The 24,826-nt window shown below is 38.1% G+C and carries 22 protein-coding genes and 1 tRNA gene; 3 read left to right on the forward strand and 20 right to left on the reverse strand.

Annotated elements, in window-relative coordinates:
- Positions 1-26 precede the first annotated feature (26 nt).
- Both HG567_RS01970 and HG567_RS01975 read left to right on the forward strand, forming a co-directional pair.
- The gene (locus HG567_RS01970) at positions 27-563 is read left to right on the forward strand and encodes a YhcH/YjgK/YiaL family protein (protein WP_202139976.1); all 537 of its coding nucleotides are present in this window, start codon (positions 27-29) and stop codon (positions 561-563) included.
- Positions 560-1,057, forward strand: coding sequence for a DUF2147 domain-containing protein (locus tag HG567_RS01975; RefSeq protein WP_202139977.1), 498 nt, complete (start codon positions 560-562; stop codon positions 1,055-1,057). The genes HG567_RS01970 and HG567_RS01975 overlap by 4 nt, the downstream gene beginning before the upstream one ends.
- Positions 1,058-1,077: 20 nt before the next feature.
- Here the strand turns inward: HG567_RS01975 and fur are convergent, their stop codons facing one another.
- The 4 genes from fur to HG567_RS01995 form a co-directional block, all read right to left on the reverse strand.
- A complete protein-coding gene (gene fur / locus HG567_RS01980; RefSeq protein WP_000824998.1) occupies positions 1,078-1,530 on the reverse strand; it encodes a ferric iron uptake transcriptional regulator in 453 nt (150 codons plus the stop codon).
- Positions 1,531-1,689: 159 nt separating this feature from the next.
- A complete protein-coding gene (locus tag HG567_RS01985) occupies positions 1,690-2,865 on the reverse strand; it encodes a replication-associated recombination protein A (protein ID WP_202139979.1) in 1,176 nt (391 codons plus the stop codon).
- Entirely contained in the window at positions 2,862-3,233 is a 372-nt protein-coding gene (locus HG567_RS01990) for a heat shock protein transcriptional repressor HspR (RefSeq protein ID WP_000333001.1), read from the reverse strand. The genes HG567_RS01985 and HG567_RS01990 overlap by 4 nt, the downstream gene beginning before the upstream one ends.
- Before the next feature lie 9 nt (positions 3,234-3,242).
- Positions 3,243-4,109: a DnaJ C-terminal domain-containing protein gene (locus HG567_RS01995; RefSeq protein ID WP_151229954.1), complete on the reverse strand. Its 867-nt coding sequence runs from the start codon at positions 4,107-4,109 to the stop codon at positions 3,243-3,245.
- 167 nt (positions 4,110-4,276) lie between these two features.
- Here HG567_RS01995 and HG567_RS02000 point away from each other — a divergent pair, with 167 nt between their 5' ends.
- Entirely contained in the window at positions 4,277-5,536 is a 1,260-nt protein-coding gene (locus tag HG567_RS02000; protein WP_202163897.1) for a hypothetical protein, read from the forward strand.
- A 21-nt stretch (positions 5,537-5,557) separates the two neighbouring features.
- On the opposite strand, the gene HG567_RS02005 is transcribed toward HG567_RS02000, so the two are convergent.
- The 16 genes from HG567_RS02005 to HG567_RS02080 form a co-directional block, all read right to left on the reverse strand.
- Positions 5,558-6,424: a 5'-3' exonuclease gene (locus tag HG567_RS02005; protein ID WP_202164017.1), complete on the reverse strand. Its 867-nt coding sequence runs from the start codon at positions 6,422-6,424 to the stop codon at positions 5,558-5,560.
- Positions 6,425-6,620: 196 nt separating this feature from the next.
- Positions 6,621-7,517, reverse strand: a complete 897-nt coding sequence (locus tag HG567_RS02010) for an OriC activity response regulator (RefSeq protein ID WP_000697557.1) — start codon at positions 7,515-7,517, stop codon at positions 6,621-6,623.
- A gap of 31 nt (positions 7,518-7,548) precedes the next feature.
- Entirely contained in the window at positions 7,549-8,769 is a 1,221-nt protein-coding gene (locus HG567_RS02015) for a bifunctional 2-C-methyl-D-erythritol 4-phosphate cytidylyltransferase/2-C-methyl-D-erythritol 2,4-cyclodiphosphate synthase (RefSeq protein WP_202163898.1), read from the reverse strand.
- Positions 8,770-8,790: 21 nt separating this feature from the next.
- Entirely contained in the window at positions 8,791-10,221 is a 1,431-nt protein-coding gene (locus tag HG567_RS02020) for a Do family serine endopeptidase (RefSeq protein WP_000976628.1), read from the reverse strand.
- 44 nt (positions 10,222-10,265) lie between these two features.
- Positions 10,266-11,708 carry an amino acid permease gene (locus HG567_RS02025; RefSeq protein ID WP_202139984.1) on the reverse strand — a complete coding sequence of 481 codons (1,443 nt, stop codon included), beginning with the start codon at positions 11,706-11,708 and terminating at the stop codon, positions 10,266-10,268.
- 196 nt (positions 11,709-11,904) lie between these two features.
- A complete protein-coding gene (pgsA, locus tag HG567_RS02030) occupies positions 11,905-12,444 on the reverse strand; it encodes a CDP-diacylglycerol--glycerol-3-phosphate 3-phosphatidyltransferase (RefSeq protein ID WP_000866193.1) in 540 nt (179 codons plus the stop codon).
- Positions 12,441-13,049, reverse strand: a complete 609-nt coding sequence (locus HG567_RS02035) for a hypothetical protein (protein WP_202139985.1) — start codon at positions 13,047-13,049, stop codon at positions 12,441-12,443. The genes pgsA and HG567_RS02035 overlap by 4 nt, the downstream gene beginning before the upstream one ends.
- A 9-nt stretch (positions 13,050-13,058) precedes the next feature.
- A complete protein-coding gene (locus HG567_RS02040; RefSeq protein ID WP_001014515.1) occupies positions 13,059-13,847 on the reverse strand; it encodes an enoyl-ACP reductase in 789 nt (262 codons plus the stop codon).
- Positions 13,844-14,746 (reverse strand): 4-hydroxy-tetrahydrodipicolinate synthase, encoded by a 903-nt coding sequence (gene dapA, locus HG567_RS02045; protein WP_097688962.1) that lies wholly within the window; start codon positions 14,744-14,746, stop codon positions 13,844-13,846. Before dapA ends, HG567_RS02040 begins: the two co-directional genes overlap by 4 nt.
- 14 nt (positions 14,747-14,760) lie before the next feature.
- On the reverse strand, positions 14,761-16,095 hold the full coding sequence (gene pqqE / locus HG567_RS02050) for a zinc protease PqqE (RefSeq protein WP_202163899.1): 1,335 nt from the start codon (positions 16,093-16,095) through the stop codon (positions 14,761-14,763).
- Positions 16,092-17,147 carry a quinone-dependent dihydroorotate dehydrogenase gene (locus HG567_RS02055; RefSeq protein WP_202163900.1) on the reverse strand — a complete coding sequence of 352 codons (1,056 nt, stop codon included), beginning with the start codon at positions 17,145-17,147 and terminating at the stop codon, positions 16,092-16,094. Before HG567_RS02055 ends, pqqE begins: the two co-directional genes overlap by 4 nt.
- A 36-nt stretch (positions 17,148-17,183) precedes the next feature.
- Positions 17,184-19,211, reverse strand: coding sequence for an RNA degradosome polyphosphate kinase (locus tag HG567_RS02060; protein ID WP_202163901.1), 2,028 nt, complete (start codon positions 19,209-19,211; stop codon positions 17,184-17,186).
- 93 nt (positions 19,212-19,304) lie between these two features.
- Positions 19,305-19,382: transfer RNA gene (locus HG567_RS02065), tRNA-Pro, on the reverse strand.
- A gap of 259 nt (positions 19,383-19,641) precedes the next feature.
- Positions 19,642-20,901 (reverse strand): restriction endonuclease subunit S, encoded by a 1,260-nt coding sequence (locus HG567_RS02070; RefSeq protein ID WP_202139989.1) that lies wholly within the window; start codon positions 20,899-20,901, stop codon positions 19,642-19,644.
- Complete coding sequence (locus HG567_RS02075) at positions 20,894-22,525, reverse strand: N-6 DNA methylase (protein ID WP_202163902.1); 1,632 nt, start codon at positions 22,523-22,525, stop codon at positions 20,894-20,896. Before HG567_RS02075 ends, HG567_RS02070 begins: the two co-directional genes overlap by 8 nt.
- Complete coding sequence (locus HG567_RS02080; protein WP_202163903.1) at positions 22,518-24,785, reverse strand: DEAD/DEAH box helicase family protein; 2,268 nt, start codon at positions 24,783-24,785, stop codon at positions 22,518-22,520. The genes HG567_RS02075 and HG567_RS02080 overlap by 8 nt, the downstream gene beginning before the upstream one ends.
- Positions 24,786-24,826 lie beyond the last annotated feature (41 nt).

The raw sequence follows: 24,826 nt of genomic DNA on the forward strand, positions 1-24,826 counted from the left end.
CCATTAAAGTAAAGAAGGAAGGAATTATGGCTATTTTTGGGGAATTAAGCTCTCTTGGGCATTTGTTTAAAAAAACGCAAGAATTAGAAATTTTGCATGAGTATTTTAAAGAGGTCATGCAAAAGGGTAGTAAAGCGAATCAAAGGGTTTTAAATCTCGCTACTAATACAGAATTTCAAGTGCCTTTAGGGCATGGCATGTTTAGCATAGAGCAGAGTTATTGTTTAGAACATGTTAAAGAAAGCGAGAGAGGTTTTTTTGAAAGCCACAAACAATATGTGGATTTCCAGCTGATTGTCAAAGGCGTTGAGGGGGCTAAAGTGGTGGGTATCAATCAAGCTGTCATTAAAACCCCTTACGATGAAAAAAGAGATTTGATCGTTTATGAGCCGGTTAGTGAAGCTTCTTTTTTGCGTTTGGATGCGGGCATGCTGGCTATTTTTTTTGAAAGCGATGTGCATGCGTTGAGGTTCTATGGAGAGTCTTTTGAAAAATATAGGGAAGAGCCGATTTTTAAAGCGGTCGTTAAAGCGCCTAAGGGATTGATCAAATTAAAATTATGAAATTGGTGAGTCTTGTTATAGTTTTTTGTTGTTTTTTAAGGGCTGTAGAGTTGCCTGGAATTTATCAAACTCAAGAATTTTTATACATGAAAAGCTCTTTTGTGGAGTTTTTTGAGCATAATGGGAAATTCTATGCCTATGGTATTTCTGATGTGGATGGCTCTAAAGCCAAAAAAGACAAACTCAATCCTAACCCAAAGCTAAGGAATCGCAGCGATAAAGGCGTGGTGTTTTTAAGCGATTTGATTAAGGTTGGAAAACGATCTTATAAAGGCGGTAAAGCGTATAATTTTTATGACGGCAAGACCTACTATGTAAGGGTTACTCAAAATTCAAACGGGGATTTAGAATTCACTTCAAGCTATGATAAATGGGGGTATGTGGGCAAGACTTTCACTTGGAAACGCTTGAGCGATGAAGAAATCAAAAATCTAAAACTCAAGCGTTTTAACTTGGATGAAGTCCTTAAAACCCTTAAAGATAGCCCTATTTAAGCTAGCTTTTTTAAAATCTCTTAATATTCACTCTCTTGGCATTCTTTACACCACACAAACATTTTCATGTCATGGCTAATCAGCTTGGCTTGATATTTTTTAACGACTTCATTCTGGCGGTTTTCAATTTCGGGGTCTGCAAATTCAATGATCTTGCCGCAATGCAAACAAATGATGTGATCATGGTGTTCTTTAGCCGCAATTTCATAACGCCGGCCGCTTTTTGAAGTCTCTAAAACACAGATAAAATTTTCTTTTTCTAAGAAATTCAAAATGCGATAGACTGAAGAAATGCTGGTGTTTTTGTCCTTTTGGCGGATAGAATGCGTGATTTCTTCAGGGCTTAGGTGTGTGCCGCTGCGATACAAAACGCTCACCACTTCTTCTCTTTGTTTTGAATTTTTGAGTCCGTTTTTTTTGATAGACATCCTCAAGCGCTCTAAAATGGATTCCAAAGTTTCTAATCTTTTCATGCTGATATTTTCCTTATCCGTAAAATGATTTTTATAACTAGAATATTATTATACAATAATAATGCGATGAACCATAGATAAAACTCATTATTATTTTAATTTAATCAAAAAATATTGATTTTTTATTACTATTGTCGCATTTTAATGTAACTTATAAGATCAATTTCTTATTTTATCAAGCCATTCTAAAAGGGTTTTTTCAAACCCTATGCCTTGAGAAGAAACCAAATTGAGAGGTTTTTCTAAATAATCTTGTTTGACATAGCCGTTATAATCATGCGGGTAAAGGTAGTCTTTAGCGTTAGGCAGCAAGTGTTTAGGAATGGGGTAGAGCAAGCCTTTTTGAACGCAATCCAAAGCCTGATTGATCGCTCTATAGGCCGTGTTGGACTTGGGCGAACAAGCCAGATAAATCACGCATTGGCTTAAAATGATGCGCGCTTCAGGGTAGCCGATTTGTTTGACTGAAAGCAAGCAAGAAGAGGCTAAATTAAGGGCGTTTGGGTTAGCGTTACCAATATCTTCGCTCGCAAAAATCACCAGCCTTCTGGCGATAAATTCCGGGTTTTCCCCACCAGCAATCAAGCGCGCCAAATAATAAATGGAAGCGTTTTCATCGCTCCCTCTTAAAGATTTGATTAACGCACTAGTAAGGTTATAATGCGTATCATCACTATAAGATCCGTCATTTAGGCTATGAGGCCGTAAGGATTGCAGCGTTTCTAAAGTGATAGGATCTTCTATTTTGGCGCTCAAATCTAAAAGGTTTAATAACGCTCTAGCATCGCCAGCGCTGTTGTTTAAAAGATAGGTTTTAGCGCTAGGCTCTATTTGTTTTTTGAGCAATGTTAAAGCTTTAGCGCAAAGCTTGTCTAAATCGCTCTTGTTTAGGGGGGTCAATTCAAAAATAAAACTTCTTGAGCGGATCGCATGGCTTAGGCTGTAATTAGGATCTTGCGTGCTAGCCCCTAAGATCAAAGCGTGATCTTTTTCCATGGTGGGGAGTAAAAATTCTTGTTGGGTTTTATTCAATCTGTGGGTTTCATCAATAAAAACAACCGGTTTTAAGAGGGTGTTTTGGTAATTTTTAAGTTTAAGGCGTAAATCCTCTAATTTAAAATCCGTCGCATTAAATAAAAGAATGGGGCGCTCTAGCATGCGGGCGATGATTTGAGCCAGGCTTGTTTTACCCACGCCAGGAGGGCCATAGAAAAAGGCATGGGGGAAGTGTTTGGATTGTAAGGCTTTAAATAAGGGGGCGTCTTTGCCTATTAGATGCTCTTGGCCTAAAAAATCTTCTAGGCTTTTTGGGTTTAAAAGCGAAGTCAGGCTCATTTTTTAAATAAAATCAATTCATAAAAATTAGTAGGGGTGTTTAAATTTTTCGTTGGGGTTTTGGTGTTTTTAGAGTGTTTGTGCAGAGCGTCTTGCAATTCTTTATTCAGGCTGTCTAACTCATCAAGCTTTTCTTTTAAACGCAAAATAATATCCACACCCGCTAGATTAACCCCCATATCCCTTGTAAGGCGTAAAATCGTTTTGATTTTGTCCATGTCTCGTTGGGAATATAGGCGCATTTTCCCATCAGTCCTGCTAGGCTCTATCAAACCCTCTTTTTCATATTGGCGCAAGGTTTGAGGGTGCACGCCTAAGATTTTAGCCACAACGCTTATCAAATAAAGCGGTTCATCATAATCGCACACGATTCCTCCTTACAATTCTTTTTCTAATAACGCTTTTAACTCGCTAGAAAGCGTTTCAGTTTTAGGCAAAATCAAACGAGCTTGCAAATACAAATCCCCCACATGCGAAGTTTTTCTGTTTTTGATCCCTTTGTCTTTAATGCGGAATTTTTGCATCGCTTTTGTGTTAGGGGGAATGGTTAGGGTTAAGGTTTTATGCCAAGTAGCGATTTCAATTTTCCCTCCAAAAAGAGCCGTTTTTAAGGGTAAATCAAAGATTTGGATAATATCGTCTTTCTCGCGCCTATAAATTTCATCTTCTTCAATATGGATCTGCAAGAGCAAATCGCCCCTGCCCGTTCGCCCCATTTTCCCCTTGTTGCGAACCCTAATTTTTTCGCCCTCTTCCACGCCGATAGGGATTTTAAGGCTAAAAGTCTCATTATTGATGCTCACTTGTTTTTTATTGCCTAAAAGGGTGTCTAGAACAGAGACATTTAAAGTGGTGGTCATGTCTAAATCTTCATGGGCAAAATTGGAAAAATTAAAGCCAGAAAAGCCTTGTGAATTTTGAGAAAATCTTTGCGAAAAGCCTCCTCTCCCAAAAATAGAGCTTAAAATATCGTCTAAATCTTCACTAGCGCTGCGGCTTCTGGCAAAATCGCTGAAATTCTGCCCGCCAAACATGTTATCGCCAAACTGATCGTATTGGCGGCGTTTTTCTTCGTCGCTTAAAATTTCATAAGCGGCGTTGATTTCTTTGAATTTTTCTTCGGCTTCTTTGGTTTTATTCAAATCCGGGTGGTATTGTCTGGCTAAACGGCGGTAGGATTTTTTGATTTCATCTTGGTTGGCGTTTTCGCTCACATTTAAAGTTTGGTATAAACTCTTGCTCATGGATCACCTTTAAAATAGTTTTATTAGAATACTATCATAAATCTTTAGTGTTAGTCAATCAAGTTTATTGATAATGCTTTTAGGTAATGGAGATTTTAAACCCGTTTCAGCGCAATTAAAAGGAATTTTCATTAAAATATTGAGTTTAAATCCACGATGAGTTTTTAATGCAATACAAGAAAAATAAGAAAAATAAGAAAAGATATTATTATTTAGTGCTATGGATCCTTTTTTTAAATGGTCTGTCTTTGAAAGCTTTAGAAATCGCAGTCAAACCTTTTGGCTATTTGGGGCTATTGTATAATCAAGGGGCGCAAAAAAACCCTCACAGCTATGTGGGGGCTTTAGCGCACCTTGGGGTGGATTTTTCTTATAGCAATGGGTGGTCCTTTGGTATTGGAGCGATTGGAGCTTGGAATATTTATAACAAACAGCGTTTGGCCAACCTTTACATCAGTCTGGGGAATTTTTTTGGTAGTTCTAAAAATGTTAAACCTTATTTGAGCGCTGGCGATGTTTCTGATGCGTATGTTCAATACACTAACCAGCGTTTTAAAATAGCTTTAGGGCGTTTTAATACCGATTTTGTGGATTTTGATTGGATAGGGGGCAATATTCAAGGAATCTCTGTGGCTTTTAAGCAAAATTCCATGCGTTATTTTGGGATTTTTATGGATAGCATGCTTTATAATGGGCATCAAATCAACAAAGAGCAAGGGAATCGGATTGCTACTTCCCTAAACGCTCTAGCGTCCTATGACCCTGTGTCTAAACGCTTGTATGTTGGGGGGGAAGTGTTTGTTTTAGGCGCAGAATACAGGCATGAAAATCTTAAGGTGCTTCCTTTTATTTTAACGGACACCCGCTTGCCTTTGCCCACTCAAAATGTTTTAGTGCAAGTGGGGGGTAAGTTGGAATATGAGGCTTCTTTGGCTAAGGGTTTCACTTCGCACACTCTAGTGCATGGCATGTATCAATACGGCAACACTGACGCTACCACCAACGCTAAAAATGCCGGCTTGTTTTTGATCGATCAAACTTTTAAATACAAAATTTTTAATTTTGGAACGGGTTTTTATATCGTTCCAGCAAGAAACAATAAGGGCTATCTATGGACTTTTAATGACAGGACTAAATTCTATGGCCGTGGGATCAACGCGCCCGGCGTGCCAGCGATTTATTTTGCAAACTCCAGCATTTCAGGCTATGTTTTTTTAGGGCTTAAGACTAAAAGGGTGCGTTTAGACGCGATGGTGGCTTTTGGGGATTACCAAGAATATTCTTTAATGAGCAGTTTTAGGGTTTGGACTTATAGGAGTTTGTCTTTTGATATGGGTGGGGGGTATGTGTATGCTTACAATTCTAAAGCCACGAGAAAAAGTCTTGGGAATAGTTCTTTTGTCTTTTTTGGGAAGTTTTTGTTTTAAAAAATCAAAGATAAAAATGTTTTAAGAAATTCTTTTAAAATCAGGTCTTTGGGGTTTTTTAGGGAAAAAGGTTTTTTTAAACTCAGGCTCCCATAGTTTGATCACGCCATGGTGGGTCATCTGGTGCATATTGACTAAACGCATGTTCAAAAGAGCCTTTTCTTTAGCTTCGCTATCGCTCAAATCTTCTTTAATTTTGAACGCTTGAATGATTTGCTCCCACAATTCATGCTCTTTAGCGTCTTTATTTAAAAAATCTTTATAGTTGAAGCCGCCAATCCCTTTAACCCCTTTAATATTATCCCCCTTATCCCCCACAACGCACTGATAATAAGCAAAAAAATGAGCCTCTTTTCGACTCACATTAAAAAAAGCGTTGGTTTTGAGGTTGAAATGAGAGCCTCTATTGGAATACAAAATATCCTTATCCATGCTGGCTATCACATAATTTTTGGGGTCTTTCTTTTTATAAAATGAGATAATATCATCGGCTTCATATTCAAAACAATGTTCGCCCTGGATTCTAGCCCCTTTTTTTAGGGGGTATTTTTCCACTAAAGCGATCTTTAGAGCTTTTAAAAGAGATCTAAAATATTCATCAAATTGGTGGCGTTTTTGTTTGTAATGATCGCACAGCTGGTAGCGGAAACTCTCTCTGCCCCTAGTGATAAAAAAAAGCGTTTTAGAGCAACGGGTTTTGCGCATGATGGATAAAATTTGAGTGGTAAGAAAGATCATGCCCACTTCTTGCAAGCTGCAAGCGGCGAATCTTTTAGGGAGCGTTTTATTGGAGAGTAAACGCCTAACAATATTAGGGATAACACAATCAATGTCTAGTAAAAGGGTTTTTGAATGTGCAAACCTTGCCTTGTTAAACGCTTGTCTAATGGTTAATCCTTAAGTTGAATTTCTCTTTTTTAAAAGCTAAACTATTATAGCAAATATATAGCAAATAATAAGTTATTTTAATAATAATTAGCTCTATTCTCATTAAATACGCTAAATTTTGATTGTAAAAACGCTTTTGGCATTTTTACTTTTTATGATCAAACGCCCAATGAAAACAGGGCTTAAGGATTTTCTTTTATTTGCGCGGTAAGTTATACTTCCGGCGTTTTTCCCAAAGGCTTTTGCGGCTAATGCCAAGCTTGTTGGCTAATTCTGTATCGGTGCAAGTGGAAGAAAAATGCCTGATCGCTTCTTTTTCATACTCTTGAATGGAAAGGAAAGTCGTGTGGTTATTAAACAAAGATAGGGGCTTATTGCCGCATTCAATGCTCACAATTTTAGGAAATTCTAGGGGTTCTTTATGGGTATAAGATAAAACAATAGGGCATGAACGGGCCAATTCTAGCAATTTCAATTGCTCATCTTTTTTAAGCTCTTCTAAATGCATGATGTAAAAAGGGCGTTCTAATTTGTCTTTATTCTTGTATAGTTCTTTCCAAGTGGTATCCTTTAAAGAGAAAAAAGAAAAATCCATTTGCCTTTCTTTAGCGTATTGCAATAAATAAGCGTTCGCAAGCTCTTGAGAGGGCGTGTGAATAATAAAGGGCGGCCTGTAGGAAAAATCTTTAGGCAAGGGCAATTCCGCATGGATAAAGTCTAAGTAATTTTCATAAAATCCCAAGCGAGCGGTCATTTCTTGGTAGGCTTTGTGGTATTGGATCTTGCGCAACAATTCATCCATTTTAAAAGGTTTTAGAATATAATCTCTCGCTCCCGCTTGAATGGGTTTATTCACGCCATCTTCATTGACATGCGAAGCCATCATGATAATGATTTGCTTGGAATTATAACGCACAAAGTGTTCGCAACGCCCTTGAGTGCAAACTTTAGAAGAAACCAAAATCACATCATAAGGCTCTTTATTTTCTTCTGAAATGCTAGAGATAATCTCGCAAAAATGCCCTAAATCATGCAAATTATGCGAGATGCTCCTAGCTAGCGCTAAATCGTCTTCAATGATTAAGATTTTCATCCATTCTTCCTTTTATCACATTTTATCACATTTAAAGTTTTTGTTTATAACGCATGCTCGCATGCGCTTGGACTAACAGCCCTTCTTGTTTGCCAATGAACCCCATTTTTTCCATTGTAGTGGCTTTCAAGCTGATTTGAGATTTTTCTAAACCCAAAAGTTGGCTCAAATTCTCTAAAATCGCCGGTTTGTAAGGAGTGATTTTAGGGATTTCGCTAAAGATGGTCGCCCCCATTTCAAACAATTCAAACCCAATGCTTTGAGAAAAATCCAACACGATTTTTAAAAGCTCTTTAGAAGAGGCGTTTTTGTATTGGGGGTCATTATCAGGGAACCATTCGCCAATATCCCCCCCTTTAATCGCTCCTAAAATCGCATCAATAACCGCATGCAACAAAGCATCGCCATCGCTATGAGCCTTTAACCCAAACCCGCAATCCAAAACAACCCCCCCTAAAACCATAGGCTTATCTTTAATGAACGCATGCGTATCAAAGCCCATGCCTATAAAAGTGTCTTTTGCTGGGTTGAAAAAGAGCGCGAAATGTTTCAAATCATCGCTTGTGGTGAGCTTGTGCAAATTTTTACTGCCTTCAATATAGCTCACAGAGTTAGGGAAAGCTTGCAAAATCGCGCTGCTTTCATCTTTAAAATCCCCTTGTTTTAGGGCTGATTGGAGCGTTTTGGTGTGGCTTAATTGCGGGGTTTGAATGAGTTTGATCGCTTCTCTATCTAAAGCTTCGTTATAATAGATCGCTGTGTCATAGCAAGGCAAGTAAGGAGCGATACAATAATGGCTCGTTTGTTGGAGGGTTAAAAACAAGCTTTTAAGCGCTTCCATATTGGCTAAACCCCTAGCCACATCGCTGGTGAGCGTGTAAGCGCTATCAATTACTTTTAAAGCGTTACGCACGGATTCCTGCCTTGATGCCCCGCCTTTTACAAGCTTGATTTCAGGGTAATGGCGTTGGATATAAATATAATCCAATCCGCTTACAACCAGAATGATTTCCTTAAAGTCTAGGGCTTCTTTAAAGCTCTCATAAACGCTGAGCCATAAGGGGGTATGATTAGAGCGCAACCATTGTTTTTTGATGGTTTGAGAAAAACGCTTAGATTCCCCAGCGGCCAATAAAACAACGCTCGTTTGTTTGATAAGCGTTTCTAGCGTTTCTTTAGTTTCAAAAGGGTCTTCTCCTAAACTTTCTAAAGAAAGATTAAAAGCTTCCCCATTCACTCTAATCAAAGACATGCGACTAACAACCCACCTCTATCATTTCACCAAAATGATCCTATAACCTTGATTCAAGTCTAAAACTAAGAATCGTTTGGGTTTGCCTTTATACTTTTCTAAAGCATGGTTAAAATCCGCAACGCTTTTCACTTCAATCTCTTCAATTTTTGTGATGATGTTACCTTGCCTAAAGCCAGCTTGCTCTGCTGGGGAATTTTCATTCACTTGAGAGACTAAAACCCCTTGAACATCATCGCTCAAACGCATAGACCTTTTGGTTTTTTGGGTTAAATCTTCTACTTGAAGCCCGTTCAATTGGCCTTGTGCGCCGTTTTGAGCAGAAATGGTTTCTTTTTTGTTAGGGTTTTTCCTTTCGGCTAGAGTGAGAGTGAAGGCGCGTTCTTTTTTGTCTCTAATGACTTTTAAGGTTACTCTTTGATTGGGTAGCATAGAGCCGATTAGATTTCTTAACTCATTCGTGTTTTTAACCTTTTTCCCATTGACTTCGGTGATCAAATCCCACACCAAAATCCCTGCTTTTTTAGCCGGGGAGTCTTTTTCTACGCTAATGACTACCGCTCCTTCTTTATTGTCATAAGAATTTTGCAAATCGCCACTCAAATCTTGCAAGCCCACGCCCAAGTAACCTCTTTCAATCTTACCGGTTTTGATGAGCTGGGTTACAATATCTTTAACCATGTTAGAAGGGATGGCAAAGCCAATGCCGTGGTTACCGCCGGTTTTAGAGATAATAGCGGTATTGATCCCCACTAACCCTCCACGGCTATCAATTAAAGCACCGCCGGAATTTCCAGGATTGATGGAAGCGTCTGTTTGAATGAAATTTTCATAGCTGTTGATCCCAATCCCGCTTTTATTGAGCGCTGAAACAATGCCTTGAGTAACGCTTTCACCCACGCCAAAAGGGTTGCCAATCGCAAAAACCAAATCGCCCACTAAAATATCATTAGAATCAGAGAATTTGATCGTGGGCAGGTTGTCTTTAGTGATGCGAATCACCGCTAAATCGCTTTCAGAATCCGTGCCTACTAAAGTGGCGGAATATTCTTTATTGCTCCCTGGAATGGTAACTTTAATCTTATCCGCGCCATCAATCACATGGTTATTAGTTACAATATAGCCATCTTTAGAAATGATGACGCCACTGCCTAAAGCCCTTTCCATTCTTTCTTTAGGGATCATGCCGCCCAAATCCCCAAAAAATTGTTGGAAAAAGGGGTCATTAAACACACCGCCACCTATAAAATTGTTTTTAATCTTTTTTTCAGTAGAGATATTCACCACCGCCTTAATCGAATCCTTAATAGAATCGTGGTAAGAATAGATCGTATCGTCTTTAGAGGGGACACTCACTCGCTCTTTAACTTTGGGCATGTTTTGGATTTGGATATTGCCCGCATTCAAGCTTAACGCTAAAGCCAAAGAGATAAAAAGGGTTTTTTTCATCATGGTTACTTCCTTAAAATGTGCTAAACTTCAAAATTAAAAAAAGATTATATCAAATCTTTTTTGTTATTTTCATTAGCTTTTTGTGTAAAATAGTATCCAATGTAACACACAATAGCAAAAACAATCGTTAAGATCATCCCGATGCGTTGATCCTTATCCATAGCTGAACCGATCACGCCGATGACACACCCAGTGATCCCTATGAGTTGCAAAAAGGGCAAGAAAGGGGCTTTATAAGGCAAATCCTCTAAAGAATGCCCGGCTTTTAAGTATTGCTTACGGAAAGAATATTGCGAAATGGACACGCTAACCCACACAATAATCACCGTGAAACTGATCACATTAATCAAAGCTTCCACGACATTTTCTTTGGCATAAATTTGGACTAAAAGCCCTATGAGAGAAAAAGAAAGGGAAAAAAGCATCGCATAAGTGGGCGTGCCTTGTCGGTTGAGTTGGGAAAAAACCTTAAAAAACATCTTTTGTTTGGACAGCCCATAAATCATGCGGCTGGCCCCATAAAGCCCTGAATTAGCGGTAGAAAACATCGCCGTAATGATAACAGCGTTCATTATATCAGCCACATAAGGGATACCCATGCCAATAAAGGGTAAATTGATGCGTTCTAAAACGCTCACAAAAGGGCTTTGCGTGATAGAAGAATCGCTCATGGGTAAAAAAACAGAAATGACAAACACAGAGCCTAAAAAGAAAAAGACAATCCGCCACAAGGTCGCTTTAATCGCTTTGGGCATCACTTCGCTAGCGTTTTTAGTCTCTCCCACAGCCACCCCAATGACTTCTGTGCCAGTGAAAGCAAAAATGACAGCGAGCATAGCAGAAAAAACCGCTGCGCTCCCGTTAGGGAAAAACCCCTTATCACCAAAATGGAAATTGTTAAAAATAGAACTAAACCCATGCGAATAGATTTGATAAATAATCCCAATCATGCCAATGCCTATAAAAGCGATCACCGCTAAAACTTTAATCAGGCTAAAGAAAAACTCGCCCTCGGCAAAAATTTTAACCGAAAAAAAGTTCAATAAAAAAACTAACGCAATGCATAAAATAACCCAATAATGGATAGGAATATTTACAAACCAACGTTGCATGAGCATGCCTATAGCAATATATTCTAATGCAACCGTGATCACCCAGCCAAGCCAATACATCCAAAAAACCATATAGCCCGTGCCAGGGCCTATGAATTTAGCCGCATAATCCCCAAAACTGCCCGTAGTGGGATAAACGCTGGCCAATTCGCCTAAAGAGAGCATGATGCAATAAACCACAAGCCCTCCAAAACCATAAGCGATCAAGGTCCCTAAAGGGCCAGCGTTCGCAATATTACCTCCAGTGCCTACAAAAAGCCCTGTGCCAATCGCTCCCCCAAATGCAATCATTAAGAGATGGCGCATTTTCATGTCTCTTTTAAGCTCGCCTTGTTTTTGCGTGGTATTTTGATGCGTTATCTTTTGATTGTCCATGCGATACCTCCTTAGATTGAAAATAAAAATAGTTTGAATTATAACAAAAATAAAATAAAATGATTTTTTTTAATTGAATATTGAAAATAAAATTTTAAAAAAACGAAAGAATGCTAAAGTTAATGTTTATCAATATTTGATGAGAGCGGATTTTTAAGGTGTTTTTTAAAGAACGCTAAAAACTTCTTCTAAAATATTAAGATTTATAATATTTAATCGTGTAATCTATCCCCGAATAAAGGGTTAAAAAAACCGCTATAGCCACAAGCACATAGGAGTAAGTTAAATTGGCTAATAAAGCGCCAATCGCCACGACTTGAGACACGGTTTTATACTTGCCTAACGCATTGACAGGAATATCCTTTTTTTCATTAGCGGCTAAGACTCTAAGCCCTGAAATAAAAAATTCGCGCCCTAAAATCACAAACGGGATCCATGCATTCACACGATCCAAATAAACTAACCCTAAAAACGCGCTCAAAATAAGGATTTTATCCGCTAAAGGATCAAAGATTTCCCCAAAGCGCGATTTGGCTTTATAGTTTCTAGCGATGTAGCCGTCCAATAAATCCGTGAGCGCGGCAAATAAAAAAACCAATGAAGAGATCATGTTAATGTGAAAGGGGGTTAAAAAACTAAAATAAGTGCGCGTGTTTAACAATAAAAATAATAAAAATAAGGATAAGACAATGCGTAAAATCGTTAAAAAATTAGGCAGGAGTTTTAAAACTTTCATGCTTTCAAAAAGACTTGTGAAAAATTCAAAAACGCGTGCCCCAAAAATCCAAGTGCCACACACATTAAAATCACAGCGATCGTTAAAAAAATGATAACTAACGCTTGCACTAAAACCCCTAAAAGAGCCAACATGAAACTAAAAAGCAACAACCTAAACCCGCTTAAAAAAAACCTTTCTTGCGTGTAAAGGCTCAATTCTCTATAGAGTTTGTGTAAATAAAAAATAGAAACGCCATTACCGATTAGCGAAAGAGCGTTATTGGCGTTAGGGATAAGATAGCTTAAAAGAGCGCATAAAATCAGCACCAAAAAACTGAAAGCAAAATTTTCAAAAAAACTCAGATGGCGCGTGATTTTAGAAAGCCTGTAAAAACCAATCGCTCCGGCAATAAACCCAATCGCGCACAAAAAAAGAGACAATAACACGATATAAGCCAATTGATTATTGAAGAGGTTAGAAATGTGAAACGATTTTGCCCCGCTTGACACAAGAAAAAGCACTAAAAGAATAGCCCCACACAAAGGGGCGAAAAAATAGCCCAACAAGCATTTTTTAATGAATTGCAACTCTTTGTTTTGGTGGATGTGGATAATGTTTTTCAAAAAAAATCTTTATTTAAAAGTGGTCCCGCCATCTACAACGATCGTTTGCCCTGTAAGCCAACCGCTTTGGGTCTCATCGCACAAAAAATAAGCCGCTCCGGCTAAATCGTTAGGATTGCCCATGCGTTTTAGGGGCGATTGCTCTTCTACTTTTTCTTTAATCTCCACATAATCAGGGAAGGCTTTCAAAGCGTCCGTATCAATAGGCCCGCCACTAACCGCATTCACTCTAATGTTAAATTCGCCTAAATCCACAGCAGCGTATTTGACCATGGTTTCTACGGCGTTTTTGGAATTGCCATGCCCGGCGTAATTAGGCATATAGACCAAATTCCCGGTGGAGCTTAAGCTCACGATCGCCCCACCGCCTATTTTTTGCATGCGTTTTGCCGCTTCTTGAGCCCCTACGACAAACGCTAACACGGTGGCTGTGTAAATGTTGTTTAACCCCTTAGGTTTTAATCGCATAAACGGCGCAAATCCCCCCACGACAGAGCGCCCATAAATAATAGCGTTAGAAATAAAAAAATCCACTCTGTCAAAATCAGCGTCAATTTGCTTAAAAAGATCCGTGTATTGCTCAGGCTCTAAAACATTAAGAGAGTAAGCTTTGGCTTTAATGGAATATTTTTGCTCCACATCTTCTATAATTTTGTTGGCTTCTTCAACATTTTTATTGTAAGTGAAAGCGATATTCACGCCACTTTGAGCGAAGCGATACAATATCGCCTTGCCAATCCCTCTAGTCGCGCCGCTAATCACTAGGGTTTTATTTTTCATGTGATTGGAACCATTCATGCAATTACCTCATATTGTTGTAAAGTTTTTTCTAAAAGTTGAATCGTTTCTTTGCTTGGGGGCACTAAAGGCAGTCTGTAACTTGGGTTTTCAATCAAGCCGGCTAAATGCATAGCCATTTTAATAGGGATAGGATTCGTTTCTACAAAAAGAGCTTGATGCAAATGAAAAAGCTTATTTTGGATTTCTAGGGCTTGTTGGTATTCAAATTTGAGCACGCAATTGACCATTTGTGAAATCAAATTAGGCATTAAATTACCGGTCACTGAAATCACGCCGCACCCCCCTGAAAACATGATAGAGTGGTTGAGCGAATCTTCCCCGCTAAAAATGTGAAAATCTTTTTCATAATAATGCAATTCTGTTACCCTTTTCAAAGAGCCAGACGCTTCTTTAATGGCTTTAATGTTAGGGACTTCTCTAAAAAGTTTGAGGGCGGTTGGGACTTCAATAGACACGCCCGTTCGGCTTGGCACATCATAAAGCATGACAGGGATTTCCACTGATTGAGCGATAGTTTTATAATGTTCAAACAAGCCTTGTTGGGTGGGGCGGTTATAATAAGGGCTTACGCATAAAATCGCATCCGCACCGATTTTTTGAGCGAACTTTGCTAAAGAAAGGGACTCGCTCGTGGCGTTACTGCCCACGCCGGCTAACACTTTCATGCGCGAATTGGAGGGCGTTTTAGTGTTTTTGCAAGTCTCTATGGCGATTTCAATGCAACGCATATGCTCTTTGTGGGTGAGCGTGGCGGATTCTCCTGTCGTGCCAACAGGCACGCATGCGTCCATGCCCTGAAAAATTTGGCGCTTGATCAAGGATTCATAAGCGGCCTCATCAACGCTCAAATCTTTTTTAAAAGGCGTAATTAACGCGCTAGATGAATGGAATTGCATGCGATAAGGCTCTTTTAAGGTTTCAAAAACACGGTGGTTGATTGGGTGTCTTTAAAATATTCATTAGCCACACGCACCAAATCGCTCACTTTTAAATCCAAAAATTGTCGCTGATAATCCGTCAAGCCTTGAATATCGTTTTGCACTAAATAGTCCGCAAAAAGCCCCGCCACATCGCTAGAACTTTCTAAGTTAGAAATAAAGTCAGCTTTTTGATTGATTTTGAGTTTGTCTAACTCGGCTTGAGTGATTTCGCCTTTTTTCAGCTTTTCTAAAAGCACTACGATTTCTTTTTGTAAGGCTTCGGCTTTGACATTAGGATTACCCCCCGCAATGAATAAAAACACGCTTTCATCTTGTAATTGCATGTTGTGCGAGAAGGCTTGAGAAGCCAGGCGTTTTTTATCCACCAATTCGCTTTGCAACCACGAGCTTTTACCTTCGCCTAAAAGCCTACTTAGCGCGTCTAAGGCGACTTGATCTTTATGTTTGAAAGCAGGCACTTTATACCCAAGGGCTACCCATTCTAAATGGACCCCATCTTTATGCACGACTGCCGTTCTGGCTCCATCTTGTTTAGGCTCTTTCATGTAAGGGGTGGGGATAGCTTTTCCATCAAGGTTTTTTAAGGATTCAAAATGTTTTTTACTCAATTCAAAAACCTTTTGGGAATTGACATCGCCCACCACTAAAATAATAGCGTTTTTAGGCTGATAATAGAGCGAATGGAATTTTTTAATGTCTTTTAAAGTCCAGTTTTGAATATCGTCCATAAAACCAATGGGCGTCCAATGGTAGGGGTGATAGACATAAGCGGTGTTAAAAAAGCGGAAATAAAGCATGCCTATAGGGGAATTATCGGTGCGCCATCGCCTTTCTTCAGCGACCACTTGACGCTCAGGCAAAAACTCATCTTCTTTTAAATTCAAAGAACCCATGGTTTCAGCGAACAATTCTAAAGACTTATCCAAGTTAGCCTGACTGGTTTTAATGAAGTAGCGCGTAATATCAAAGCTCGTAGAAGCGTTACTCACGCCCCCAAAACGCTTAACGATTTTATCAAATTCGCCAGCTTTAAGGTTTTTGGTGCTTTTAAAATTCAAATGCTCTAACATGTGAGCGATCCCGCTCTTGCCCATGACTTCGTTTCTAGAGCCGACTTTATAAAGCACATCCACTTCTATAACCCCGGTTTTATTTTCTAGGGGGACGCTTACGACTTGCAACCCGTTTTTTAAGGTAACGCTCTCATGTTTGGGTAAGTAAGATTGTGCGTGCATGCTCGCTCCTAAAGTGACTAACAAGACAGAACTAAGCCCTAAAAGTCTTTTAACAGAAAAATATTTCATCTTAAATCCGCTCCTATAGCCTCTTTAACGCTCAAAAATCCATCTTTTTGGAGTAATTTTACCAAATCTTTAAGAATATTTTGGCATAAATTTGGCCCGTTGTAAATAAAAGCGCTATAAATTTGTAACAGACTCGCTCCCATTTTAATCCTTTCATAAGCTTCTTTCGCATCGCTAATCCCTCCCACAGAAACAAGAACGCTTTTATTAAAAAAAGCTTTAGCCAATTCTTTAAAGATTTCACGGCTTTTTTTAGTCAAGCATTTCCCGCTCAAGCCTCCCATTTCTTTAGGAGCGAACACCAGGCTTTTATCAATGGTCGTGTTAGTCGCAATAATCCCATGCGCTCCCGCTCCAATAGCGCTATTGACAATTTCTAGCATGTCATCTGTTTCTAAATCCGGGGCGATCTTTAAAAATAAAGGCTTATGAGTCATTTCTTTAGCCATGCAAAAAAGCTCATTCACAAACGCCTTGTTTTGTAAATCCCTTAAATTAGGGGTGTTGGGCGAAGAAAGGTTGAAAGTGTAATAATCGCCAATGTTTAAACATTGATTTAAAACCGCCTTGTAATCTTCTAAGGCATGCACTTGCTCTATGTGTTTGTTTTTGCCTAAATTGATGCCAATAGGGGTTTTATAAGGGGCGAAGCGCTTAAACGATCTCGCTCCCAAAATCGCCCCGTAATTATTAAACCCCATCGCATTTTGTAAGGACTCTTCTTCAATGTGCCTGAAAAGCCTTGGTCTTTCATTCCCGCTTTGCGCGGTATTAGTCAATGTGCCTGCTTCTAAATAGCCAAACCCAAAAGCGATTAAAGCTTTGAGCATGGAGATATTTTTATCAAAACCGGCGGCTAAGCCTAAAGGGTTAGGGAAATGCAAGCCTAAAATTTCATTTTCAAGCTTTGGGTTTTTATAACCCCATTGAGAATCAATCAAACCACACAAAAAGGGCGATGAAGAAAGCATTCTTAAAATTTTACACACTTTTTCATGCGCGTCTTCAGCGTCTAGGCTAAAAAGATATTTTTTTAATAACGAATAAAGCATTTAAATCCTTATCTTTTATGATTTGAACGATAACCCTTAAAAGGTTTTAAGGGCTTGTTTTTCAAAGTAATCCTGCGAATTTAAAGGATCGTTAGGGTTTGAAACTTTAATGTAACGGCCTTTAGAATTTAACTCATAGCGTTTTAGGGTGTCTTTTAATTGGATTTCTAAAATATGTAACAATTTATTAGCGATCTTTGGGTTTGTGGCCGGGACAAGCAATTCCACGCGCCTTTCTAAATTTCTGGGCATTAAATCCGCGCTAGAAAAATAGATATTCTCATGTTTAAAATAATAAATGCGTGCATGTTCTAAATACTTCCCCACAATAGAATACACCCTGATATTTTCGCTCAATCCCTTGACTTGGGGTTTTAAACAGCAAATCCCTCTAATAATGAGATCAATTTTAACCCCTTTTTGAGAGGCTTGATAGAGCCATTCAATGATTTCGCTATCCACTAGGGCGTTGGCTTTTAAAATGATATAGCCTTCTTGTTTGTGATTCATTTCATTTTGAATGAGTTCAATGATTTTAGGCTTGATCTGTTTGGGCGCCATAAAAAGCGTTTCTAATGCGCTATTAGTTGCGCTGCTAGTCAGCAAGGAATGGAAAAGCTTGATAATGTCGTTAGCGATTTCATTTTTAGCGCTAAAAAAACTCACATCAGTATAGATTCTAGCGCTCAAAGGGTTGTAATTGCCCGTGCTTAAATGGGTGAAATGGCGTAATTGGTTGTCTGTTTTTTTAGTGATCACTAGCATTTTGGCATGCACTTTGAGTTTGAAAACGCCATAAACGACTAACGCGCCCGCCCTTTCTAAAGCTTTTGCCCAATGCAGATTGCTCTCTTCATCAAAGCGCGCTTTTAATTCCACTAAAACGCTCACTTGAATCTTGCTCGCCGCTTCAATTAAGGCTTTGACAATGGGGGAATGCTTGCCCACACGATAAAGCGTCATTTTGATAGAAAGGGTGGTGGGATCGCTAGCGGCTTGCTCTATTAGATCAATCACAGGCTCAAAACTTTCATACGGGTGGAACAGCAACAGATCTTGCTTTTCTATGGATTTAAAGAGATCGTTTTCATTGAAATGAGGGTGGATTTTGGGCGTGAAATTGGGCGATTTAAGTGCTTTAAAATCGCTATGATTGACCAATTCCCACAAATCCCCTAAATTGAGCATGATCGCGCTTTTATAGGCATGCATGCCGGTGAGTTTGTGCTTTTTGTAAGAGTGGGTTTGAAAACTCCTTAAAGACGCTAAAAGGGTTTTAAAAAGCTCTTGACTCCCTTTTTGGGTTTGCAAGCGCACGATTTCGCCTTGATTGCGTTTCCTTAAACTCTTACTCATCAAATCCGCATAATCATGCGCTTCATCTTCAGTGATGGCAATATCCGCATCGCAAGTTACCCTAAACGCCATGCAATCTAAAATCTCATGCTCTAAAAACAATTCTTCTAAATGCGCTTCTACGATTTCTTCAGCCAGCACAAACAAGCCTTTTTCTAGCTCTACAAAACGGAAGATAAAAGAGGGGAGTTTGATGAGCGCATAGGAGATGGTTTGGGTTTCTTTGTCTTTAATGCGGGCAAAAAGCGCGAAAGTCAAATTCGCTAAAGGCGGGAAAGTGTGCGAAGAATCCAACTTAAAAGGCAAGACTAACGCATAAAGTTGCTCTTTAAAATAGGTTTTAGCCTTAGCTTTTTGCTCCAAATTCAATTCATTATAGGGGGTGATACAAAGCCCTTTTTTAAAGAGTAGGGCTTGGATTTTTTGAAATTCCAACTCCCTTTCTTCAATTTCATGCGCTAAATAATGCTTGATTTTTTCTAATTGTTCTTCAGGGTTTGCGCCATCAATGCCTTTAGAGGCGATTTTATGCTCATAGAGTTGTTTAAGCCCTGCAACTCTTATCATGTAAAATTCGTCTAAATTCGTGTCATAAATGGCTAAAAATTTCAAGCGCTCTAATAAAGGCAAGCTCTCATCTTTGGCTTCGTTCAAAACCCTTGTGTTAAAAGCTAACCATGAAAGCTCTCGGTTAAAGAAACGATTCAATAGAAATCCTTTAAATCATCATGTTTAAAAATCAGTTTGCTTGGTGTGATTATATAATGAAATGATAGTAATTGAAGCTTTTTTAAAAAGTCATGGTCGGAGTAGCGGGATTCAAACCCACGACCTCACCCACCCCAAGGGTGCGCGCTAATCAGGCTGCGCCATACTCCGCAATCAAAAAGAAGTATTCTAATATAAGTTTTCTTAGTTGTTGCTTATTTTTGGTTTTTGTTTTATAGGTTAGACACAAAAACCTAAAAAATGCTAAAAGCATTTTTTAAAAATAAATAGTAAAGAGCTTGATTTTAATCAAGCGATAATTTCTTAAGGCGGTCTTAGGGGGTTAGGGGGATTTTAAGGGGGTTAAGGGGGGTGTTATCGCAAAATACCCCCTATCCCCTTAAGGAAATGAGTTTTACTATAAGGTTTTTTATTTAGGTTTGACTTGTTGTTTTAAGAGTAGGGGGAGTAGAAAGTCTCTGAGCGCGGTTAGGGTTCGGGTTGATTGCATGTTGGATACAAGTAATTTAATGATATTTTCGCATGTTTTTGAGTATTGCTTGATTATTTTATGGTTGAAAGGGATTTGAATTTTTAAAGTATCAATAGGGCTTAAATTTTGTTGAGATGATCCTATAGCGTTTCTCTGCAGTATGGCTGAGAATAGGGGATTTCTTATCAAAGAATAATAAAAGGGGTTTAGCTCTTTTTCTTTTGGTAAAACTACACCGACACGCTGATTTAAAATACAATTTTTTGAAAACACTAAGGCACAGCGTCCAATATGTCCTGTTAATGTGATTAAAATATTTGTTGGCTCTAATAGGCAATATTTAGGGAGTTTTTTCGGTAAAAATAAAAGGTTAGTTGTAATACTTAAATCAACTAATGAATGTTGAACATTTTTATTTGTGATTAAAATATAATCATTTTTGTTGTTGCTGTATGTATTTGATTGGAAAGAATAACCGCTGAAAATATCCACTAACTCCCCTAGCGTTTTAACTTCAAAATCGTTGGGGATAAGGCGGTTTAATTCTTTAGAAAATTTCATTTTTCCGCCGCTAGTTTGATAGGGTTTGTTGTTTTCATCTAAAAAATCAAAACGAACGAAGTATTGCTCATAAAGAAGTTCTAGGATTTTGTGCAAAAGCTCGTTGATTTTGTGGTTGTTTTCTATTTTTTGATCTAAAACAGAAAGCGTGCGGGCGATTTTTTGTTGCGTTTCTAGTGGGTAAAGTTTGATTTTAATATTAAGAAAATCTAAGGGCGTGATAGAGGGGTAGCTAGAAGTCCCACATTCTGCAATGCGTTGCAAGTAATGAATAATTTTATCTTGCGTAATATAGTAATACAAATAATTAGGGTCTAATTTTTCTAAATCTATAATATCTATCACGATAAAAGCGGTAGAAACTAAAAAATTTTTTGGAATTTCTTTGATAATCCCAAAGTGGCGTTGATTAGGTCTTACACTAGAATAAATAATGCTATTAAGAGAGCATTTTCGTTTAGCTCTTGAAGGCAATTTTTCTTTTGTTAAATCAATTTTTAGAAAAGCATTTATTCTATTATTTGTAATATTGTCAGTATCTAAATAACAAACTTTTTTGTAATTGTCTTCTTTAGTGTGGTTGTTTTGATTGATAGCAATCACTGAATTATTTTTTAAATCTAAAAGTTTAGTCATAATTAAGATTTCCTAAAGTTTCCAAAATTTCTTGTTGCAAGCTCTGGCTTTCATCAAAAAGGCTTGTTAATTCGCTTGAATATTGCTGCATTAAATTTTCAAACTCTGCTTGGCTTATTTTCTCGCTTGTGTCCTCTATAATGAAATACTGCCCGGGGTTTAGAGAATAATTTTTTTCTGTGATTTCATCAAAAGAAACCAGAGCGCAAAAATCTGATTTTTTAGTTTTATTTTGAAAAGTTTCTAAAATCAAATCCATATCGCTTGGTCTTAAACGCGTTTTTTTGTTTTTGTTTTCGGTGTATTCTTCGCCGAGTTTGGAAGCGTCAATCAAAATGACTTCCTTTGCGCTTGGCGTTTTTTGAAAAAAGATGATGCTCACGTTAGTGCCGGTGTTGGCAAAAACCTGACTGGGCATGCAAATTACCCCATAAACGAGCCTTCCATCCACTAAATGCCGGATAATCTTATTTTCTATTCCGCTTTTAGCGCTGATGAATCCGGTTGGCACGATAATAGCCCCCTTACCCTTTGGATTAAGCATGTTTAGGCAATGTTGGAAAAAGAGCGTGTAAATGGGCATTTTGCTTTTATCGTTTTTGGGGATATTAGGCACGCCTAAGAAAAAATCGTTTTTGTTTTGCGAAATTTCGGCATGCTCGTTGGAAAAATCCAGCTTGAAAGGGGGGTTACTCACGATGAAATCCATTTTCCCATGACATTCTTTAGAATGGTAGGGGTTGGTTAAAGTGTTTCCCTCAATGGCGTATCTTAAAGAGTGGGTCAAGTCGTTTAAAATCAGGTTGAGTTTGAGCATTCTTAAGGATTTTTGCGAAATGTCTTGGGCATAAAGGGTGCAAGAATCGGTGCCTATTTGGTGGGCTAATGCCATTAAAAGCGTTCCTGTGCCTGCGCTTGGGTCATAAATCTTAACGCTTTGAGTGGGTTCGCTCACTAAAAGTTTAGCGATGATGCTAGCGATGCTTAAAGGGGTGTAGTATTCGGCGTATTTCCCTCCGCCGGCGTTATTGTAATCTTTGAGTAAGTATTCAAAAATGGGGGCGAAAAAATCATAGCCTTGTTGGTTTTGTAAGTTTAAAAAAGCTTGTTTGAAATTAAAATTTTTGAGTTTGTCTAATAAAGCTCTTGTAAAATTAGCCCTTTTAGACTCTTCATTAATGTATTGTGAGACGCTTTCAAATAAGGCGATAGTGGTTTTATCCGTGCTTTTGGTGTTAAAAAGTTCGGCGTTATTGCTAGAAATGCGATTAAAAATAGCGTCTAGCTTAAGGTGTAAATCGTTATCGTTAAAATGTTTTTCAAAAAGATAGCTTAAAAGCTCATCATAAGCGAGTTTGGGGAGTTGTTTATCGCTTAAGGTAAGGAAAAAATCTTCTTTTTCTTTCTTTTTAAAATCTTTGTAATCTCGTATCGTTTGGTTGGGGAATTCTTGTTCAAAAAAGAATTCAAACTTATCGCATAAGAATTTATACAAAAAGCATTGCGTGATGATCTTGTATTCGTTGCCATCATTCCCTAAACCAAAACTCGTGCAAATGACTTTTAAATCGTCAATGAGGCTTAGGGTGTCTTGTTTGATTTGCAATAAGGCGTTATTAGGCATTCAAATTTCCTTGATGGTGGTTTTGCGTGAGCTCGTTAAAAAGGGTTTGAGCGATAAATTTTTCTTCTTTTTGTAAATCTTTTAAGGAGGGGTTTTTGTTGAAAGCGTCCCTTAATTCTGCTTTTATGGCAGTTTTTAGAGTATCTTCTTCGTTTAAGATTTCTTGACGCTTAGAAATGCGCGCATCAAGAGCTTTTTTGAGCGCGCTTAAAAGCGTGAAAATCCCCTTAGAAATGTTTTCTTCCATGAGGCGATTGTGAAGACGCTTATGCGTGATCACATAAGCTCGATCATTATTGTATTTGTTTAATAGGTTGGTAGTTTGCTCCTTATGTTGTTTGAGTTGTGAAATGATTACGCTGTAGGAATGAGAAATTCCATCAAAATTATCATTGGTTAGGGGTTCTTGGATCAGTTTTGAAAGCTCTTTAGAAATCTTTTGAACTTCTTTATCTTGTTTGTCCGGGATTTTTTCTAACATCTCTTTAGCTTGCTTGTATTTAGTGCTAATCTCTTCTTTTTCTTTGAAGTGCAATTCTTTGCGTTCTTTAAACTCTATTTTAAAGTCTAAAAGAGCGATGAGGTCTTCTAAAATCATTAAATCGTTTGGGTTTTTAGGCTCATTGATATTTTTTAACGCATGGAGTTGTTTGGCTTTTTTATGAAGCATTGAAGAGATTTTATTGATCGTTTCAATATCTATTTTTTCTTTTAGTGAAAGGATTTTTTCATCGCTAGAAGTGCGGATTAAATTGTAGTTTATTTTAAGCGTGTTAATGGCGTGTGAGACTTTTAAAAGCTCGTTCATTTTGCTGATACCAACAATGGCGCTAGTCATGTCCTCTATATCATCAATGGGGTAATTAAAAAGATCATCATAAGCGTTTTTAATGTCTTTTTCTAAAGTTTCACGATCCGCAAACATGTCTTTGATATTAGAATCGCTATTGGCACCGCTTTGATTGAATCGGTTTAATTCTTTCAAATAATCATCAGTCGTTTTGTCAAAATTTTCTTGAATCCCTACAAAATCTATAAGGTAGCCAAAAGACATGTTGTTATAGGGGCGATTCACTCTGGCTAGGGCTTGGAGTAAATTGTGATCTTTTAACTCCCTGTGGATATAAAGGCGCTTGAGATTGGCTAAATCAAAGCCGGTTAAAAGCATGTTAAACACAAAGGCTATATCCGTATCTTCATGTTTAAAAGAATAAATCTTTTCTTTGACTTCTTGTTCATCATGCAAAATCAGGCTGGATTTGAGTTTGTTTAAAATCCTTAGGTTGGGGTTTTTTTGTAAGACTTCTTCTTGGACTTCATTAAAAAGAGAATCAGCTAACCTGGCTTGCTTGCTTGAAAAACAAACCACCATAGCCTTTAATTGTTCGTTGTCGTCATGCAGTTGTCTGAACTTCAATAAATCTCTAATGATATAAGAGAGCATTTCTTTAATGTATTTTTCATCATTAAAAATCGTTTCTTTTTTAACCTCTATGTCTTCAATAATGATGCTTTCTTGTAAAAGGCGATAGATTTCTTGTAGTTTTTCTTTGTAGCTTGTTTCAATGGTTTCTAACTGGAGTGTTAGGGTGTGTCCGTCTTTAATGGATTCTGTGTAAGAATAGGTGTGCAAGTAGTTGCCAAAAATTTTTTTAGTGGCTTTATCTTGCGTGTTGTCTTCTAATAGGGGCGTGCCTGTGAGGGCGATTTTAATCGCTGTTTTGTCGCATTCTATCAAATTAGCGTAAAAACAACCTTTAGGATCGTAGCTCCTGTGGGCTTCATCTATGATAAACACCCTTTGTAAATCGTGGCTGTTTTGAATGGATTCTTGCAAGTCTGTTTTAGAAATGATTTCTTTAGGAGTGCTATTGGAGGAGTCTTCATTGGGGGCTTTGAATTTTTGGATATTCACAACGATGATTTCATCATTCCCTTGAGGGTTTTCAAACACGCTAGAGTTTTTTAATTTTTGGCTCAAATCCTCTTTATTTTCTGCCTCATGCACACAAAGGCCTCTTTTTAAAAATTCGCTTTTGGCTTGCTCCAATAAATCCAACCTGTCCACAATAAAATAAAATTTAGTCTTTTTGTTTAGGTTGGATTGGCTAAAAAAGTCTCTGATGAGTTTGGTTAAATGATAGGTTAAGGCGGTTTTACCGCTGCCTTGCGTGTGCCAAATGATGCCTTTTAGGGGGTCTTTGGGGTTATTTTGATAATGCTTTTGCAATTCTTTTAAAACATTCAAGCTCGCAAACATCTGTGCATAACGCCAAATGTGTTTCTTAAACTCTGATTTTT

Origin of the sequence: Helicobacter pylori, from assembly GCF_016755635.1 — a bacterium.
GTDB classification, from domain to species: Bacteria; Campylobacterota; Campylobacteria; order Campylobacterales; family Helicobacteraceae; genus Helicobacter; species Helicobacter pylori_CQ.

What these genes read in the sequence shown, in the direction of transcription:
- HG567_RS01970 (WP_202139976.1), top strand. Translation starts at nt 27, where the DNA reads ATGGCTATTTTTGGGGAATTAAGCTCTCTTGGGCATTTGTTTAAAAAA.
- HG567_RS01975 (WP_202139977.1), top strand. Translation starts at nt 560, where the DNA reads ATGAAATTGGTGAGTCTTGTTATAGTTTTTTGTTGTTTTTTAAGGGCT.
- fur (WP_000824998.1), bottom strand. Translation starts at nt 1,530, where the DNA reads ATGAAAAGATTAGAAACTTTGGAATCCATTTTAGAGCGCTTGAGGATG.
- HG567_RS01985 (WP_202139979.1), bottom strand. Translation starts at nt 2,865, where the DNA reads ATGAGCCTGACTTCGCTTTTAAACCCAAAAAGCCTAGAAGATTTTTTA.
- HG567_RS01995 (WP_151229954.1), bottom strand. Translation starts at nt 4,109, where the DNA reads ATGAGCAAGAGTTTATACCAAACTTTAAATGTGAGCGAAAACGCCAAC.
- HG567_RS02000 (WP_202163897.1), top strand. Translation starts at nt 4,277, where the DNA reads ATGCAATACAAGAAAAATAAGAAAAATAAGAAAAGATATTATTATTTA.
- HG567_RS02010 (WP_000697557.1), bottom strand. Translation starts at nt 7,517, where the DNA reads ATGAAAATCTTAATCATTGAAGACGATTTAGCGCTAGCTAGGAGCATC.
- HG567_RS02015 (WP_202163898.1), bottom strand. Translation starts at nt 8,769, where the DNA reads ATGTCTTTGATTAGAGTGAATGGGGAAGCTTTTAATCTTTCTTTAGAA.
- HG567_RS02020 (WP_000976628.1), bottom strand. Translation starts at nt 10,221, where the DNA reads ATGATGAAAAAAACCCTTTTTATCTCTTTGGCTTTAGCGTTAAGCTTG.
- HG567_RS02025 (WP_202139984.1), bottom strand. Translation starts at nt 11,708, where the DNA reads ATGGACAATCAAAAGATAACGCATCAAAATACCACGCAAAAACAAGGC.
- pgsA (WP_000866193.1), bottom strand. Translation starts at nt 12,444, where the DNA reads ATGAAAGTTTTAAAACTCCTGCCTAATTTTTTAACGATTTTACGCATT.
- HG567_RS02040 (WP_001014515.1), bottom strand. Translation starts at nt 13,847, where the DNA reads ATGAATGGTTCCAATCACATGAAAAATAAAACCCTAGTGATTAGCGGC.
- dapA (WP_097688962.1), bottom strand. Translation starts at nt 14,746, where the DNA reads ATGCAATTCCATTCATCTAGCGCGTTAATTACGCCTTTTAAAAAAGAT.
- pqqE (WP_202163899.1), bottom strand. Translation starts at nt 16,095, where the DNA reads ATGAAATATTTTTCTGTTAAAAGACTTTTAGGGCTTAGTTCTGTCTTG.
- HG567_RS02055 (WP_202163900.1), bottom strand. Translation starts at nt 17,147, where the DNA reads ATGCTTTATTCGTTATTAAAAAAATATCTTTTTAGCCTAGACGCTGAA.
- HG567_RS02070 (WP_202139989.1), bottom strand. Translation starts at nt 20,901, where the DNA reads ATGACTAAACTTTTAGATTTAAAAAATAATTCAGTGATTGCTATCAAT.
- HG567_RS02075 (WP_202163902.1), bottom strand. Translation starts at nt 22,525, where the DNA reads ATGCCTAATAACGCCTTATTGCAAATCAAACAAGACACCCTAAGCCTC.
- HG567_RS02080 (WP_202163903.1), bottom strand. Translation starts at nt 24,785, where the DNA reads ATGTTTGCGAGCTTGAATGTTTTAAAAGAATTGCAAAAGCATTATCAA.